General features: G+C 30.0%; 18 protein-coding genes and 2 tRNA genes. 17 read left to right on the top strand and 3 right to left on the bottom strand.

Annotated features, from left to right (window positions below; all coding sequences use genetic code 11):
• Nucleotides 1–29: 29 nt before the first annotated feature.
• The 3 genes from AC2TY9_RS02020 to AC2TY9_RS02010 all read right to left on the bottom strand — a co-directional run bounded on the left by AC2TY9_RS02020 (nt 30) and on the right by AC2TY9_RS02010 (nt 2,605).
• Complete coding sequence (locus AC2TY9_RS02020; RefSeq protein ID WP_489779163.1) at nt 30–1,565, bottom strand: DUF3373 family protein; 1,536 nt, start codon at nt 1,563–1,565, stop codon at nt 30–32.
• A gap of 213 nt (nt 1,566–1,778) precedes the next feature.
• Nucleotides 1,779–2,108 carry a cytochrome C gene (locus AC2TY9_RS02015; RefSeq protein ID WP_489779161.1) on the bottom strand — a complete coding sequence of 110 codons (330 nt, stop codon included), beginning with the start codon at nt 2,106–2,108 and terminating at the stop codon, nt 1,779–1,781.
• A gap of 167 nt (nt 2,109–2,275) precedes the next feature.
• Nucleotides 2,276–2,605 carry a cytochrome C gene (locus AC2TY9_RS02010; RefSeq protein WP_489779159.1) on the bottom strand — a complete coding sequence of 110 codons (330 nt, stop codon included), beginning with the start codon at nt 2,603–2,605 and terminating at the stop codon, nt 2,276–2,278.
• 95 nt (nt 2,606–2,700) lie between these two features.
• Here AC2TY9_RS02010 and AC2TY9_RS02005 point away from each other — a divergent pair, with 95 nt between their 5' ends.
• The 17 genes from AC2TY9_RS02005 to AC2TY9_RS01925 all read left to right on the top strand — a co-directional run bounded on the left by AC2TY9_RS02005 (nt 2,701) and on the right by AC2TY9_RS01925 (nt 13,916).
• Nucleotides 2,701–4,029 (top strand): NFACT RNA binding domain-containing protein, encoded by a 1,329-nt coding sequence (locus tag AC2TY9_RS02005; protein ID WP_489779157.1) that lies wholly within the window; start codon nt 2,701–2,703, stop codon nt 4,027–4,029.
• A gap of 345 nt (nt 4,030–4,374) precedes the next feature.
• Nucleotides 4,375–4,908 carry an REP-associated tyrosine transposase gene (locus AC2TY9_RS02000; protein WP_489779155.1) on the top strand — a complete coding sequence of 178 codons (534 nt, stop codon included), beginning with the start codon at nt 4,375–4,377 and terminating at the stop codon, nt 4,906–4,908.
• Between the two features lie 361 nt (nt 4,909–5,269).
• The gene (locus AC2TY9_RS01995; RefSeq protein ID WP_489779154.1) at nt 5,270–6,028 is read left to right on the top strand and encodes a phosphatidate cytidylyltransferase; all 759 of its coding nucleotides are present in this window, start codon (nt 5,270–5,272) and stop codon (nt 6,026–6,028) included.
• Nucleotides 6,025–7,092, top strand: coding sequence for a 1-deoxy-D-xylulose-5-phosphate reductoisomerase (gene dxr / locus AC2TY9_RS01990; RefSeq protein ID WP_489779152.1), 1,068 nt, complete (start codon nt 6,025–6,027; stop codon nt 7,090–7,092). The genes AC2TY9_RS01995 and dxr overlap by 4 nt, the downstream gene beginning before the upstream one ends.
• Nucleotides 7,082–7,360 carry a hypothetical protein gene (locus tag AC2TY9_RS01985; RefSeq protein WP_489779150.1) on the top strand — a complete coding sequence of 93 codons (279 nt, stop codon included), beginning with the start codon at nt 7,082–7,084 and terminating at the stop codon, nt 7,358–7,360. The genes dxr and AC2TY9_RS01985 overlap by 11 nt, the downstream gene beginning before the upstream one ends.
• A complete protein-coding gene (locus tag AC2TY9_RS01980; RefSeq protein ID WP_489779149.1) occupies nt 7,360–7,791 on the top strand; it encodes an Lcl C-terminal domain-containing protein in 432 nt (143 codons plus the stop codon). The genes AC2TY9_RS01985 and AC2TY9_RS01980 overlap by 1 nt, the downstream gene beginning before the upstream one ends.
• Nucleotides 7,791–8,345, top strand: a complete 555-nt coding sequence (locus AC2TY9_RS01975; RefSeq protein ID WP_489779148.1) for an RBBP9/YdeN family alpha/beta hydrolase — start codon at nt 7,791–7,793, stop codon at nt 8,343–8,345. The genes AC2TY9_RS01980 and AC2TY9_RS01975 overlap by 1 nt, the downstream gene beginning before the upstream one ends.
• On the top strand, nt 8,346–9,344 hold the full coding sequence (gene tsaD / locus AC2TY9_RS01970) for a tRNA (adenosine(37)-N6)-threonylcarbamoyltransferase complex transferase subunit TsaD (RefSeq protein WP_489779147.1): 999 nt from the start codon (nt 8,346–8,348) through the stop codon (nt 9,342–9,344).
• A 2-nt stretch (nt 9,345–9,346) separates the two neighbouring features.
• On the top strand, nt 9,347–9,694 hold the full coding sequence (locus tag AC2TY9_RS01965) for a translation initiation factor SUI1 (RefSeq protein WP_489779146.1): 348 nt from the start codon (nt 9,347–9,349) through the stop codon (nt 9,692–9,694).
• A 131-nt stretch (nt 9,695–9,825) separates the two neighbouring features.
• A complete protein-coding gene (locus AC2TY9_RS01960; protein WP_489779144.1) occupies nt 9,826–10,188 on the top strand; it encodes a NifB/NifX family molybdenum-iron cluster-binding protein in 363 nt (120 codons plus the stop codon).
• Nucleotides 10,189–10,195: 7 nt separating this feature from the next.
• Nucleotides 10,196–10,627, top strand: coding sequence for a permease (locus AC2TY9_RS01955; RefSeq protein WP_489779142.1), 432 nt, complete (start codon nt 10,196–10,198; stop codon nt 10,625–10,627).
• Nucleotides 10,627–11,133: a hypothetical protein gene (locus AC2TY9_RS01950; protein WP_489779141.1), complete on the top strand. Its 507-nt coding sequence runs from the start codon at nt 10,627–10,629 to the stop codon at nt 11,131–11,133. The genes AC2TY9_RS01955 and AC2TY9_RS01950 overlap by 1 nt, the downstream gene beginning before the upstream one ends.
• An 8-nt stretch (nt 11,134–11,141) precedes the next feature.
• Nucleotides 11,142–12,527, top strand: coding sequence for an NAD(P)H-hydrate dehydratase (locus tag AC2TY9_RS01945; protein ID WP_489779140.1), 1,386 nt, complete (start codon nt 11,142–11,144; stop codon nt 12,525–12,527).
• A complete protein-coding gene (gene cutA, locus AC2TY9_RS01940; protein ID WP_489779138.1) occupies nt 12,524–12,832 on the top strand; it encodes a divalent-cation tolerance protein CutA in 309 nt (102 codons plus the stop codon). Before AC2TY9_RS01945 ends, cutA begins: the two co-directional genes overlap by 4 nt.
• Nucleotides 12,833–12,859: 27 nt before the next feature.
• A complete protein-coding gene (locus tag AC2TY9_RS01935; protein WP_489779136.1) occupies nt 12,860–13,639 on the top strand; it encodes a thiazole synthase in 780 nt (259 codons plus the stop codon).
• A 110-nt stretch (nt 13,640–13,749) separates the two neighbouring features.
• Nucleotides 13,750–13,827: transfer RNA gene (locus AC2TY9_RS01930), tRNA-Pro, on the top strand.
• 12 nt (nt 13,828–13,839) lie between these two features.
• A tRNA-His gene (locus AC2TY9_RS01925) sits at nt 13,840–13,916 on the top strand.
• Nucleotides 13,917–13,931: the final 15 nt, after the last annotated feature.

The raw sequence follows: 13,931 nt of genomic DNA, 5'->3' as shown, positions 1-13,931 counted from the left end.
AGGAAAACCCCTTTTTATTTTTTAAATTCTTAGAATTTATATCTTACGTAAGCTTTAATATCAGTTGCTTCTGTAACATACATTGGATTATCAGGATTTCCTTCATAACCAAAGAATGAATTTGAACCAGAATAATCATAATCCATATGAGTATAACTCATACCCCAAGATAAAGCATTATTGATTTTTGCATTTCTATAAACTTCCCATGCAGTTCCTCTTGTAGCTATTTTAGAACCTGCCATAGTGTCTTCACCATAAGTCATAGATCTCCAGTATTTAGAACCCTTGTTCCATTCAACACCAATTCTAGCTGAATCAGGAGAAATAGGACATGGTGCATTTATACCAATCCAATATGAATGTCCTGTTTCTGATTCACCAGAACCTAACATACCCAACATGTCATTTGAACTATTTGGACTAGTTTTAGACATAGCATATGAAGCAAAAACAGTAGTATCATCTAAATAATCATTTATTCCATCACCAATACCATATGCTTTAAAAAGAACAGTTGCAAAATCCATATCTCCAACATCTTTAAATTGAAGATTTGCAGCAGCATCCATAATTTCTGAAGGTGTAGTCTTTGGAGCCATTTGATAAGCACCCATTTGATTTGCATCATAACCAATTAAATTCCAAGCATGAGCATAATTTAAGTGAACAGAATACTGCCCATCATCATATGGTACAGCAATAAATCCTAACATATCAACATCTACATTTAAGTCTTCATTTCTAGCATAATCAGTTCCATCCATAGTAAATCTAGGATTTGCATTAGTTAAACCTCTACCACCACAAATTTTAAACCAAGAACCAGTTGCCCCAGTTACTTTTTCTAAGTCAAATTTTGCAGAAAATCCATCAAATTCTACATCAACCACATGTGAAAGAGGAGAGTTTGCTTTTTGCATATTTCTCATATTAATTGGTAATCCATCAGTTGAAGGTCTTCTCCCAACTGAAATAGTCCATGGAATTTGAGCTTCTCCAATAGTATCATCTTTATATAACCAATATGCTTCTTTAAGTTTTAGTTCATTATCAACTGCATTTTCATTTGTAACCCAATCAAAATCCGCATAACCAACACCCATAGCTGAATTTGATTGAGAGTGGTTTGCTGTATCCCCCCAAACTTTGTTATAAGAGATTTTTCCCTTAAACACTGTATTGTCATTTGGAGCATATGCTGCACCTAACCACAATCTGTTAGTTAATAGAGCATTGTTTTTAGGATTTTTCCCATCTACTGTTTTATATTGAATATTATCAATTTGTGTTCTAAAATCAATATCCCATTTGATATTGTCTCCAGCACTTTGAATTTTAGATTTTAATGCAAGTTTTTTATTACTTTGAACTTGTTTTTCTAATTTTGTGAATCTTTCATCACTTACTACTTTGTCAGTTTTATCAAATTTACTTTCTAATGCGGCAATTTGAGCTTTAAGCATCTCAATTTGTTTTAGCATAGCTTCATTACTAACATCTGCAGCGAATGAAGTTGTTGATAATGCAGCTATTGCTGATAGCACAACTATTGATTTTTTCATCTCTTTTCCTTTGTGTTAAATAGTTTAAAAGAATTATATAACATTTTAATTAAGTTAAATTTAAGTATACATAACCATTCATTATGATTATTAAAACTTATACTTATAATCTAAACTTATTTTATAAAAAACTTTTTTTTCAATTAAAAAAGAGAGCTATAAAACTCTCCTTTAATAAATAATGTCAACCTAGTAAAAATTTTATTTATTAGATTAACAAGATGGAACATTTCCTGAATCACTTGCATATTCATATGAGAAATCAAAAATATGTTTAATATATTTATGACCTAAATATTTATTCTCAGGTTTTACATTTGGACAAATTTTCATAAGCTCATCTGCAAATTTTCCTTCATCCATAATTGCTTTCCACTCACCTTGTGTGTGTTTAACTGCAAACTTAGCCCCGTTAAATCCGCATGGCTTCTTGAATTTTTTAATAAAAATCTTTTGTCCCTTTACTGGGTCTGCTGATGCAACAGTTGTTGCAACACCTAAGAATACTGTAGCTGCAAGAGCTAGTTTAAGAAGTCGTTTCATAACTTTTCCTTTTAATTTTAATATAAGCTGATGTAATTATATAATCTAAAAAATTAAGGTAAGATTAATTATGAATAAGTATTCATTATAATTCTAATAAATTAGGAATAAAAAAAGGGAGAAAGTAAAACTTTCTCCCTTTTATAAGTATAAGTTATATTAAGATATTAACAAGATGGAACATTTCCAGAATCACTTGCATACTCATATGAGAAATCAAAGATATGTTTAATATATTTGTCACCTAAGTATTTGTTATCAGGTTTAACCTTTGGACAAATTTTCATAAGTTCATCAGCAAATTTTCCTTCATCCATAAGTGCTTTCCATTCACCTTGTGTATGTTTAACTGCAAATTTTGCACCATTGAAACCACAAGGTTTTTTGAATTTTTTAATAAAAATCTTTTGTCCCTTAACTGGATCTGCTGATGCAGTTGAAGCTGCAATACCTAAAAATACTGTAACTGCTAATGCTAGTTTAAGTAAGTTTTTCATTTAACTCTCTCCTCTTCTAATTATAATTTGGCTACAATTATAGCACATGTTGATAAAAAACTGCTGTAATCTTAATAAGTAAAAGTGAATTTATTGTGAAATACTATCTATTAAAAGAAGTCATTAACTATTTGGAAGAAAATGCCCAGAATATAAAGCTTTGTAAGCGAATTGATAACAATACAATTATAATTGAATTTAATAATAAAAATATTGTTTACTTCGATATGAGTAAGGGAAATAGTTTAATTTATAAAAGAAAAGAAGACCCGAAATCAAAAAAAGATTTCAATGCTCCTTTTGATGTTGCCCTTCAAAAAAGGTTTAATAAAGCAAAAATAGAAGAGATTACTCTTTATAATGATGATAAAATTATCAATATAAAAGTTAGTTCATCCTCTTCCTATAAGAAACTTACAACAATATTGCAACTAGAATTTACAGGAAAACATACAAATATTATTATCCTTGATGAAAATAGGGTGATTATTGAAGCTTTAAGACATATTGATGAATTTTCTTCTAGTAGAGTTGTTAAAGTTGGAATCAAACTTGATGAGATTCCAAAACGAGACTTTATACCTAAAATTGAAAAAGTAGAAAATATAGAAGAGTATCTTTTTAGTGTTTATGAACAAATAGAAGAAAAAAATATTCAAAATATAAAAAAACAAAAAATTACTCAAGTTGAAAAGAAATTAAAAAAATTACAAAGAACTGTAGATTCTTTACCTAAAAAAGAGGATTTAGAAAAAGAGTCAAATGAATTGTATGAAAAAGCAAATCTAATTCTTTCAAATCTTCACACTATTAAGCCTTATCAAAAAAGTTTTAAAACATATGATTTTTCAGGAAATGAAGTAGAAGTAATGTTGGATGAAAAATTTCAAGCTTCAACTTATTCTAATGAGCTATTTAAAAAAGCAAAAAGAGCAAAACATAAAGCTAACAATATAAAAATAGAAAAAGATAATCTAGAAGAAAAAATCGAATTTTTAAATAGGCTAGTTTTAAATTTACAAAACTCTAAATCTATAGATGAGATGGAGTTTTTATATCCTAAGAAACAAAAGAATCAAACAAAAACAAAAAAATCTCAGATGTATGAAAGTTTCTTCTTTGAAGGGTATAAAATTATGCTTGGGACAAGTGAACGGGAAAATATATATTTATTGAAAAATAGCAAGGCTAGTGATTTTTGGTTTCACCTAAAAGATAGACCATCTTCCCATGTAATTGTTCAAAACTCTAAAAAGACAATTCCTGAAAATGTTATTGAAAAAGCAGCAATTATATGTGCACAATTTTCAACAGACCATAGTGGAACATACGAAGTTGACTACACACAAAGAAGAAATGTAAAAATACAAAATGGTGCAAATGTTCTATATAACCCATATACAACAACAGTAGTCAAAACTTAAGACAAGGCAAACTTTAAACCTAGTTACACGGGTTCCCCCATGCTGCACTGGTTCCCAAGCTCCAGCTTGGGAACCAGATGGACGAGCAGATTGGGACTCACCCTCGTTCCCAATCTCTAGATTAGGAATGCATACTTAAAATAAAATCACCACAATTATAATCTAAATACACATTCCAAAGCTAGAGCTTTGGAACAACTGTAGTGTAAACTAGAGCAAAAAAATATAACAAAAAACATTACAAAATGTAATTGATTTAACTTGTATTGAAAAACTTTGTTAGACTTTCATTACCAAGCTGGAGCTTGGGAACGAGAAGAAGCTTGTAACTAAGAGGAGTTTATCATGGGACGCAGTAGATATAAAATATATGAACCTACATATCCACATTTTATTACTTGTACTGTTTTGCATTGGATTCCAATTTTTACGCGAGTTGAGAGTACAGATATCATATTTGATTCTTTAAAGTATCTTCAAAAAAGTGATAATCTTAAAATCTATTCTTATGTAATACTTGAAAATCATCTTCATATGGTAGTAAGTAGTGATGATATATCTAAAACTATGTCAAAGTTTAAATCTTTTACTGCAAAAGAGCTTTTAAAACTTCTTCAAAAATCAAATGCAAAAACCATACTTGAGCAATTAGCCTTTTATAAAAAAGCACATAAAACACAAACTTCATATCAAGTTTGGCAAGAAGGAATTCAGCCAAAACTTATTAAAGATGAGAAAATGATGATTGATAAAATAAATTATATTCATGATAATCCAGTGAAAAGAGGATATGTAGAAGAATCAAAACATTGGAGATATAGTAGTGCAAGGGATTATGAGGGGAGAAAAGGTTTGATAGAGATTGAGAGGTTTTGGTAAGGTATGTATTCCAAAGCTGGAGCTTTGGAACGAGGGCTTAGGTTGGAGCTTCATCTCATTCCCAATTCAAACTAATCAAATACTTCCCTTCGTTACGATGGCAATGCATATATCAAATCAAATTATCAAAAACTTTATTTATAATCTATATTTTATGACATAAAATTCCATATTAATTCCAAAGCTGGAGATTGGGAACTAGATGGTTGGAAGGAACAGGAAAACTAGTAAAGCTTTAGTTTTGGGACTAGGCTTAATGGTGCAAATGTTTTATATAACCCTTATACAACAACAGTAGTAAAAACTTAAGACAAGGCAAACTTTAGTATAATCAAGCTTTATTTTAATAATTAGGTTTAATATGACAGAGATAATAAAATCAAGTAGTACTAGGATCAAAACAGGTGTAATCCTAATCTTAGCAGTATTGTTAATTGGGTATATTGACTCATTTTTTATAATGTGGCTATTATTTGGAGGACTTCTTGTAATTTCAATTAGCGAATCAAAAAAGCTTTATAAAACAGAAATTGACTTTGTTTATTTATACAGTGGAGTTTTGTGGTTTCTAGCATATTTTTATCCAAATCCTGAGGATTTAATATTTGTATTAGCTATTGTTTATGCTTCAGTTTTAGCTTATAAAAAAAACATCGATACAAAAGCATTTTTAATTCTTCTATATCCAACTGCTTCATTTTTATTTTTATTTTCACTTTATATTGAATATGGAGTAATGTCTTTATTATGGTTACTTGTAATTGTTGCGGGCGCTGATATTGGAGCATATTTTGTTGGTAAAAGTATGGGAAAAACAAAGTTTTGTGAAACAAGTCCAAATAAAACTATTGAAGGTGTAATTGGTGGTTTAGTTGTAGCAACTGTTTTAGGAACTATTTTTTCAATTGATAATTTATCAACTTTTGGAGCAATAGTTATCTCACTTATTGTCGCCTTATCTTCAGTTTTTGGAGATTTATTTGAATCTTACTTAAAAAGAGAAGCCAGTGTAAAAGATAGTGGAGATATTTTACCTGGACATGGTGGAATTTTAGATAGAACTGATGGTTACCTTTTTGGTGGCGTAATTATGTTAGTTCTTTTACGAGCAATAATGTGATAGTCTTAGGAAGTACAGGTTCTATTGGGGTAAATACCCTAAATATTGCAAGAAAATTTAATCTTAATATTGAAGTATTAGTTGCTGGAAAAAATATTGAAGTTTTAAATAAACAAATTTCTGAGTTTAAACCTAAAAAAGTAGTTATTGCATCTCAAAATGATATTTCAAAGGTGAACCATAAAAATGTATCCTTTGGTGAAGATGCTATTTTAGATGCTATTGAAGAAAGTGAAGCTAAAACTGTTGTAAATTCACTTGTTGGTTTTTTAGGTCTAAAACCAACTTTAAAAGCAATTGAATGTGGTAAAAAAATTGCCCTTGCAAACAAAGAATCACTTGTTGTTGCTGGGAAATTTATAGACCAAACGAAACTTAGTCCAATAGATAGTGAACATTTTGGTTTGTGGTATTTATTACAAGATAAAAAAATAGATTCCATGACAATAACTGCAAGTGGTGGTTCTTTTAGGGATTATCCATTAGATGAGCTTAAAAATGTTTCGATCAAAGAAGCTTTGAATCACCCTAATTGGTCAATGGGAAATAAAATCACAATCGATAGTGCAACAATGACAAACAAAATGTTTGAACTTTTAGAAGCTGCTTGGTTATTTGATATAACTAAGTTAGATGCAATTATTGAAACAAAATCACTTATTCATGCAATGGTAAATTTCAAAGATGGAAGTACAACAGCTCATATTGCTAATGCTTCTATGCAACTTCCAATTGCTTATGCAATTTTAGGAAAGTGTGATGAAGAGATCTTAAAACCTGTAAATTTACTTGAAGTTGGAAGTTTAGAATTTAAACAAATTGAAACTTGTAGATATCCAATATGGGAAGCAAAAGATGAGATTTTAAAAAATCCAGATTTAGGGGTTGTTTTAAATGCAGCAAATGAAGTTGCTGTTTACAAGTTTTTAAATGGGGAAATAGGATTTTTAGATATTTCGAAAACAACTTTAAATGCATTAAATAAATTTAATAGTGTAAAAGCTCAAAATATAGAAGATATTTTTGAAATTGATAAGCAAGTTAGGAGTTTTTGTGAGTCTTGATTTATTAATTCCATTTGGAATATTACTAGCTTTGGTAATATATTTAATTTATACAAGAACTAAATTTGAAAAAAATGTTGTAAATATTTATGAAAAAAAATTTGATGAATGGAAACAACACGATAGTTCAAATGAAAAGAAAACAAAACCATGTAAAGAGCTTGTTGGATTAATTTATAAAGAAGAGTATAATGTAACTATGGAACTTCTTGATGAAAGTGTTAAATCACAAATTCAAAGAGGAAAGTTTACTTTAAAGGATAAATGATGAGATATCTATTCTTGGTCTTACTCTTAATTAGTTTTAGTTTTTCTAACGATTTTAGAAGAGATGGCACAAGAAAAGTTGTAGTTGACACAACTGCAAAATTAATGTGGATGGATAACTTTTCAAATGTAAAAAATAGACTAAATCACAATGATGCAACTGATTATTGTGAACAACTACAATATGCTGGGTATGACAATTGGAGACTACCTACAATAGAAGAGTTTGAACTTATTGTAGATAAGACAAATGAAAGAAGTTATATAAATAGGGCATTTAAATTTAATATGCCTGTAGGGTATTGGGCAAGTAAAGCCCATTGGCGTACATTTTGGTTCTATGCTGATTATATGTTTTTTGTAAGTGGAACGCCATATTATGACAGTCGTCATAAAAAGAAATTTGTAAGATGTATAAGGGATATTAATTAATGAAAGAAAAAAGAGTTTTAATACTTCATGGTTTAGGTGGGAGTGATTATCCCCATTGGCAAGCAAATCTAGCAAGAGATTTAATTGAACAAAACACACCAGTGTCATTTCCTACTTTGCCAAATAGAGATAATCCAAATTTAGAAGAGTGGAAAGAGTTTTTAAAAAAAGAGATTAAACATTTTAAACCAACTATTGTTGTTTGTCACTCTTTGGCAAACCTTTTATGGTTTCACACTTGTGAAGAATTGGATATAAAATTAGATAAGTTAATGTTAGTTGCCCCAGTTAGAAATGAGTTTTTAGAAGATGCTCCAACATTTTTCCCTTATCCTCTAACTAAAGATTTAAAGTCAGAAGAAATTATTATGGCAACTTCAACAAATGATCCATATATTACAGTTGAAGAGGCTATTAGATTAAGTAGTAAAATAAAAGTTGGAATGAAAATACTTGAAGACGCAGGACATATAAATGCTGATTCTGGATATGGAAAACTTGATTGTGCGTTAGAGTGGATAAATAGAGTTGAAGAGTGCGAGGAAAGTAAGTAGATGATTTTATCTATTGAAAGTTCATGTGATGATAGTTCAATAGCAATCACTGAAATTGAATCAAAAAAATTAATTTACCATAAGAAAATATCTCAAGAATTACAACATAGTGTTTATGGTGGAGTTGTACCTGAACTTGCTGCAAGGCTTCATGTTGAAGCACTTCCAAAAATACTTGAAGAGTGTAAAGAGTATTTCCCTAAACTAAAAGCAATAGCTGTAACAAATGCTCCAGGACTTTCAGTAACACTTATGGAAGGTGTAACTATGGCAAAGGCTTTAAGTCTTAGCTTAGATATTCCATTAATTGCTGTAAATCACCTAAAAGGGCATATCTATTCACTATTTATTGAAAAAGAAGAAGTTTTCCCAACAACTATTCTTTTAGTTTCAGGTGGACATACTCAAATAATTGAAGCAAATGGATTAAATGATATGAAATTAGTAGCTTCAACACTTGATGATAGTTTTGGAGAAAGTTTCGATAAAGTAGCAAAAATGATGAAACTAGGTTATCCTGGTGGTCCAATTGTCCAAGAAAAAGGGCTAAAAGGTGATGAAAATAGATTTGATTTTCCAGTTCCTTTAAGACAAAGTCCAAATATTGAATTTAGTTATAGTGGACTTAAAAATGCAGTTAGGATGCAAATAGAAAAACTTGAAAAAGAAGGGAATCTATCAGAACAAGATATCTGTGATATTTGTGCTTCTTTTGAAAAAACTGCTGTTGCTCATATAATGCAAAAAATCAAAAAGTATTTTAAAACTAAGAGACCAATAAACCTAGCAATTGTTGGTGGGGCTAGTGCAAATATTCGTCTACGAACTGCAATTGAGGAGTTGTGTTCAAAAAACAATACAAAACTTTTTTTAAGTCAGTTGAAATACTGTTCTGATAATGCAGCAATGATTGGACGTGTGGCAATTGAACAATATAAAATTAATGAGTTTATTACTATTGAAGATATTGATGTTCAAACAAGATTGAAAGGATTTTAAAGATGGGTTTAGCAGATCTATTAGCTCAAAATATGGGTGCTTCTTTAGATGGAGATAAACATGAAACAAAAAAAGAGGATAAGAAAAATCCAAAAAAATCTTCAAATGAGCTATTACCTAAAAATCAACACCAATTAGTTTTTACCTTTGAAAAAAGAAAAGGGAAACCAGTTACTTTAGTTGGAAGATTTAATATTCCTGAAAATGAGAAAAAAGAAGTTTTAAAGCTTTTAAAGAAAAAACTAGCTTGTGGAGGTAGTATCAATGGTGAGTGGATTGAACTTCAAGGGAATTTAAAAGAAAAAATAAAACTTACTTTAGAAAAAGAAAATTGGAAGTTTAGGAAGTAATATAATAAATACTTATATCTAATATAATCTATTCTTAATAAATAAGTAAATATAATCTTACTATTAATAATTGATATGCAAAATTAATCATTATTTAAGGAGCAAAATCTGCTCTATTTTAAGGATTAAAAATGAGACTAGTATTCCCTACTAATGAAAACATGGGTTATTTAAGTAAAAGAGGTGCACACTTCGGTAAAGCAAAATTTTATACAGTTATTACATTAGATAATGAAAAAATTAGTGATGTTGAGGTTGTAGAAAATGCAGGTCATGACGGTGCTTGTTCAGGTGCAGTAACAAATATTATGGCATTAAATCCAGATGCTCTTGTAGTAAGTGGAATTGGAGCAAATCCTGCCAGAGGTTTCCATGAAGCTGGACTTGATGTATACTTTGATAAAGAGAGCAAAAAAGTTCAAGACTCAATTCAAATGTTTATTGATGGGAAGTTAATAAAACTTCAAGATCAAGGTACGTGCACAGCACATTAATCTTTTTATGAAAGATAAAAAAAGTATAAAAGAAGCATTTTATAAAGCCATTAAAGGTTTTACTTCAATGCTTCCTATCCTTTTTGCTATTATTTTACTACTTGGTATTTTTGATACCTATATCACTAATGAAATTCTTATTTCACTATTTACATCAAACAAATTTTATGACACTATTATTGGTACAAGTATGGGAGCAGTTTTAACTGGGAATCCAATGATTAGCTATATTTTAGGTGGCGAATTAACTAGTGCAGGGGTGTCTTTATTTGCTGTAACTGCATTTATTTTATCTTGGGTTTCTTTGGGAATTGTTCAACTACCTGCTGAGGTGGAAATTTTTGGTTTAAGATTTACTTTTTTAAGAACCTTACTGACATTTATATTTATTGTTCTTATCTCTTTTGCAACTGTTTTAACTTTGAACTGGATTGTCTAATGAAGATAAAGGGGATAGAGTTTAAAGGGATTAAATTTCTTTTTTTTGTTATAATCATTCATATATTTATATTTTTGTATGATAAAACTAGTAGTAGTTTAGCTCTTACAAAAAGCTATGAAGTATTATTAAAGCTATTACCTATTTTTGTTGTAATTATATTAATGACAACTTTAATAAATTATTTTCTAAAACCAAAATTGATTATGAAACATTTTGGTAAAGATAGTGGAATAAAAGGGTGGATATATGCAACATTAGGGGGAGTTATAAGTCACGGTCCTATGTATGCTTGGTATCCAATGATAAGTGAATTAAGACAAAATGGATTAAAAGATGGGCTTTTAGCAACTTTTATGTTTACAAGAGCCATTAAAATCCCATTTATTCCAATAATAATAGATTATTTTGGTGTTATATTTTGTGTTATTTTTTTGACAAATATTTTAATTGCAGGGATATTACAAGGGCTACTTTTTGAAGCTTTAAACAAAAAAAGAAATTAGGATTTTCTATGCAAAAGATTTTTTATGAGGTAAACTCTTTAGACAAAAGATGTTATGAAAAGTTTGCCCTTACTGAAGATATACTAATGGAACATGCAAGTTCTTCAATGGCTGATTATATTGAAAACAATTTTGATAATAATAAAACAGTTTTAATTGTATGTGGAGTTGGAAATAATGGTGCAGATGGAATTGCATTAGCTAGGTTACTTTATTCAAGGTTCAATGTAAAACTAAATCTCCCTTATGGCGTTAAATCCCAAATGGCACAATTACAACTAAAAAGAGCAAATTTGATTGGTATTGATATTGTTGAAGATATTTGCCAATGTGATATTGTTGTCGATTGTTTATTTGGAAGTGGTCTAAATAAAGATCTAGACAAAAGTTCTCAAGAGTTAATTGAAAATTTAAATCTACTTGATGCTTTTAAAATAGCTTGTGATATCCCAAGTGGAATAAGTTCAATAGGAGAGACTACAACAGTAGCTTTTAATGCAGATTTAACAATCACTATGGGAGCATTAAAGGTTTCATTGTTTTCTGATATGGCAAAAGATTATGTGGGCAAAATTGAGGTTTCAAACCTTGGTGTTCAAAGGGAAGTTTATGAAGATGATTCAAATCTTTTCTTACTTGACAAAGAGGATATGAATCTACCTTTTAGAGATAAAAAAGATGCTCACAAAGGAACATATGGACATCTAAATGTAGTTGCTGGAGCTAAAAAAGGCGCAGGAGTTATTGCAGCAAAAGCTGCTTTTGGCTTTGGAGCAGGTCTTGTTAGTGTTATTTGTCATGAGTGTATAGATTTACCATACCATATTATGCAAACTCATAAATTAAGTGAAAATTGTACAGCTGTTGCAATTGGTATGGGACTTGGTAATTATGAAGAAAAAGAGATTGAAATAATTTTAGAATCAAATATACCAACAATTATAGATGCTGATTTATTTTATGAAGAGGTGATTTTAAAATCTTTAGATAAAAATGTTGTTTTAACTCCCCATCCTAAAGAGTTTTGTTCTTTATTAAAATTGACTGGATTAGCTAACATTGATGTACCAACTTTACAAAAAAATAGATTTAAGTATGTAAGTGAATTTTGTGCTAAATATCCAAAAGTAGTATTACTTTTAAAAGGTGCAAATGTTCTAATAGGACAAAATAAAAACATGTATGTAAATACCTTTGGAAGTGCTGTTTTAAGTAAAGGTGGAAGTGGAGATGTTTTAAGTGGTCTTGTTGCTGGATTATTAACACAAGGTTATAGTTGTTTAGATGCAGCTATAAGTGCAAGCTTAGCCCATACTGTTGCTTCAAACAACTATAAAAAGAACAACTATTCTTTAATCCCATCAGATTTAGTTGAAGAGGTAAAAAAATTATGAAACCAATAATTGTTCAAACAACTTGTACTGACAAAAATGAAGCAAAAAAAATTGCAAAAGTTTTAATTGAAGAATCTCTCGCAGCTTGTATCCAAATGAGCAAAATAGAGTCTTTTTATAAGTGGCAAAGTGAATTTTGTAACGATGATGAGGTGCTTTTAAGCATAAAAACAAAAAAAGAAAACTTCAAAAAAATCAAAAGCAAAATTAAAGAATTACATAGCTATGATGTCCCGGAAATTATCTATATAAAAATAGAAAATTTGAGTAAAGATTACAAGAAATTTATATGTGAAAACTGTTAAAGCAGTTTAAATGGAGGAAAAATAAAAATGAGTGATATCCTAAAAATAGGTGAATACGAATTTAATAGTAGGTTAATTGTTGGTTCTGGGAAGTATAAAGATTTTCAAACAACTAAAGATGCAACTTTAGCTTCAGGAAGTGAGTTAATTACTGTTGCTATTAGAAGAGTAAATATTACAAATCCAAATGAAGAAAACCTATTAGACTATTTTAAAGATACAAATGTAAAACTGCTTCCAAATAGTGCAGGTTGTTTTACTGCCCAAGAAGCAATTACAACTTTTAGACTTATGAGAGAAGCAACTGGAATTGATATCATTAAGCTTGAAGTTATTGGTGATGCGCAAAAAACATTATATCCAGATGTTATTGAGACAATTAAAGCTTGTGAAGTGTTAAAAAAAGATGGCTTTACAATTATGGCATACACTTCAGATGATCCAATTATTGCAAAACAATTAGAAAGTGCAGGGGCTGATGCAATTATGCCTTTAGCAGCACCTATTGGTTCTGGATTAGGTATTCAAAATCCATATAACATTGCATTTATTAGAGATGCTGTTTCTGTTCCAGTTTTAGTTGATGCTGGACTTGGTTGTGCATCTGATGCATCTTATGCAATGGAATTAGGAGCAGATGGTATTTTAGCAAATACTGCGATTGCACAAGCACAAGATCCAATGGCAATGGCTCAAGCTTTTAAACATGCAACTATTGCTGGAAGATTAAGTTATAAGGCAGGAAGAATTCCTAAAAAACCTTATGCTACAGCAAGTTCACCTGTGGATGGATTAATCCAATTTTAGGAGAAAAGTAGGAATTTTAAAAAAAATTCCTACTTTTCATAAAAAACCCTTGACAATGTAAAAAAAACATAGTATAATTCCGTCCACTTTTTGAAGAAAGAGTGACTGTTCGGGGCGTAGCGCAGTCTGGTTAGCGCACCTGGTTTGGGACCAGGGGGCCGGAGGTTCGAATCCTCTCGCCCCGACCATTTTTTTAAGTGGTAGGTATAGCTCAGTTGGTTAGAGCATCGGGTTGTGGTTCCGAGGGCCGTGGGTTCGAATCCCATTACTTACCCCATTAATTGTTCTTTTA

The sequence above is a fragment of the Arcobacter sp. ISO1 genome, assembly GCF_058105185.1.
The sequence above is the reverse complement of the archived record's forward strand: the minus strand, read 5'-3'. Positions and strand labels throughout refer to the sequence as shown.

What these genes read in the sequence shown, in the direction of transcription:
- AC2TY9_RS01945 (WP_489779140.1), top strand. Translation starts at nt 11,142, where the DNA reads ATGCAAAAGATTTTTTATGAGGTAAACTCTTTAGACAAAAGATGTTAT.
- AC2TY9_RS01965 (WP_489779146.1), top strand. Translation starts at nt 9,347, where the DNA reads ATGGGTTTAGCAGATCTATTAGCTCAAAATATGGGTGCTTCTTTAGAT.
- AC2TY9_RS01955 (WP_489779142.1), top strand. Translation starts at nt 10,196, where the DNA reads ATGAAAGATAAAAAAAGTATAAAAGAAGCATTTTATAAAGCCATTAAA.
- AC2TY9_RS02020 (WP_489779163.1), bottom strand. Translation starts at nt 1,565, where the DNA reads ATGAAAAAATCAATAGTTGTGCTATCAGCAATAGCTGCATTATCAACA.
- AC2TY9_RS01995 (WP_489779154.1), top strand. Translation starts at nt 5,270, where the DNA reads ATGACAGAGATAATAAAATCAAGTAGTACTAGGATCAAAACAGGTGTA.
- AC2TY9_RS01960 (WP_489779144.1), top strand. Translation starts at nt 9,826, where the DNA reads ATGAGACTAGTATTCCCTACTAATGAAAACATGGGTTATTTAAGTAAA.
- AC2TY9_RS01975 (WP_489779148.1), top strand. Translation starts at nt 7,791, where the DNA reads ATGAAAGAAAAAAGAGTTTTAATACTTCATGGTTTAGGTGGGAGTGAT.
- AC2TY9_RS01935 (WP_489779136.1), top strand. Translation starts at nt 12,860, where the DNA reads ATGAGTGATATCCTAAAAATAGGTGAATACGAATTTAATAGTAGGTTA.
- AC2TY9_RS01980 (WP_489779149.1), top strand. Translation starts at nt 7,360, where the DNA reads ATGAGATATCTATTCTTGGTCTTACTCTTAATTAGTTTTAGTTTTTCT.
- AC2TY9_RS02000 (WP_489779155.1), top strand. Translation starts at nt 4,375, where the DNA reads ATGGGACGCAGTAGATATAAAATATATGAACCTACATATCCACATTTT.
- tsaD (WP_489779147.1), top strand. Translation starts at nt 8,346, where the DNA reads ATGATTTTATCTATTGAAAGTTCATGTGATGATAGTTCAATAGCAATC.
- cutA (WP_489779138.1), top strand. Translation starts at nt 12,524, where the DNA reads ATGAAACCAATAATTGTTCAAACAACTTGTACTGACAAAAATGAAGCA.
- AC2TY9_RS02010 (WP_489779159.1), bottom strand. Translation starts at nt 2,605, where the DNA reads ATGAAAAACTTACTTAAACTAGCATTAGCAGTTACAGTATTTTTAGGT.
- AC2TY9_RS02015 (WP_489779161.1), bottom strand. Translation starts at nt 2,108, where the DNA reads ATGAAACGACTTCTTAAACTAGCTCTTGCAGCTACAGTATTCTTAGGT.
- AC2TY9_RS01950 (WP_489779141.1), top strand. Translation starts at nt 10,627, where the DNA reads ATGAAGATAAAGGGGATAGAGTTTAAAGGGATTAAATTTCTTTTTTTT.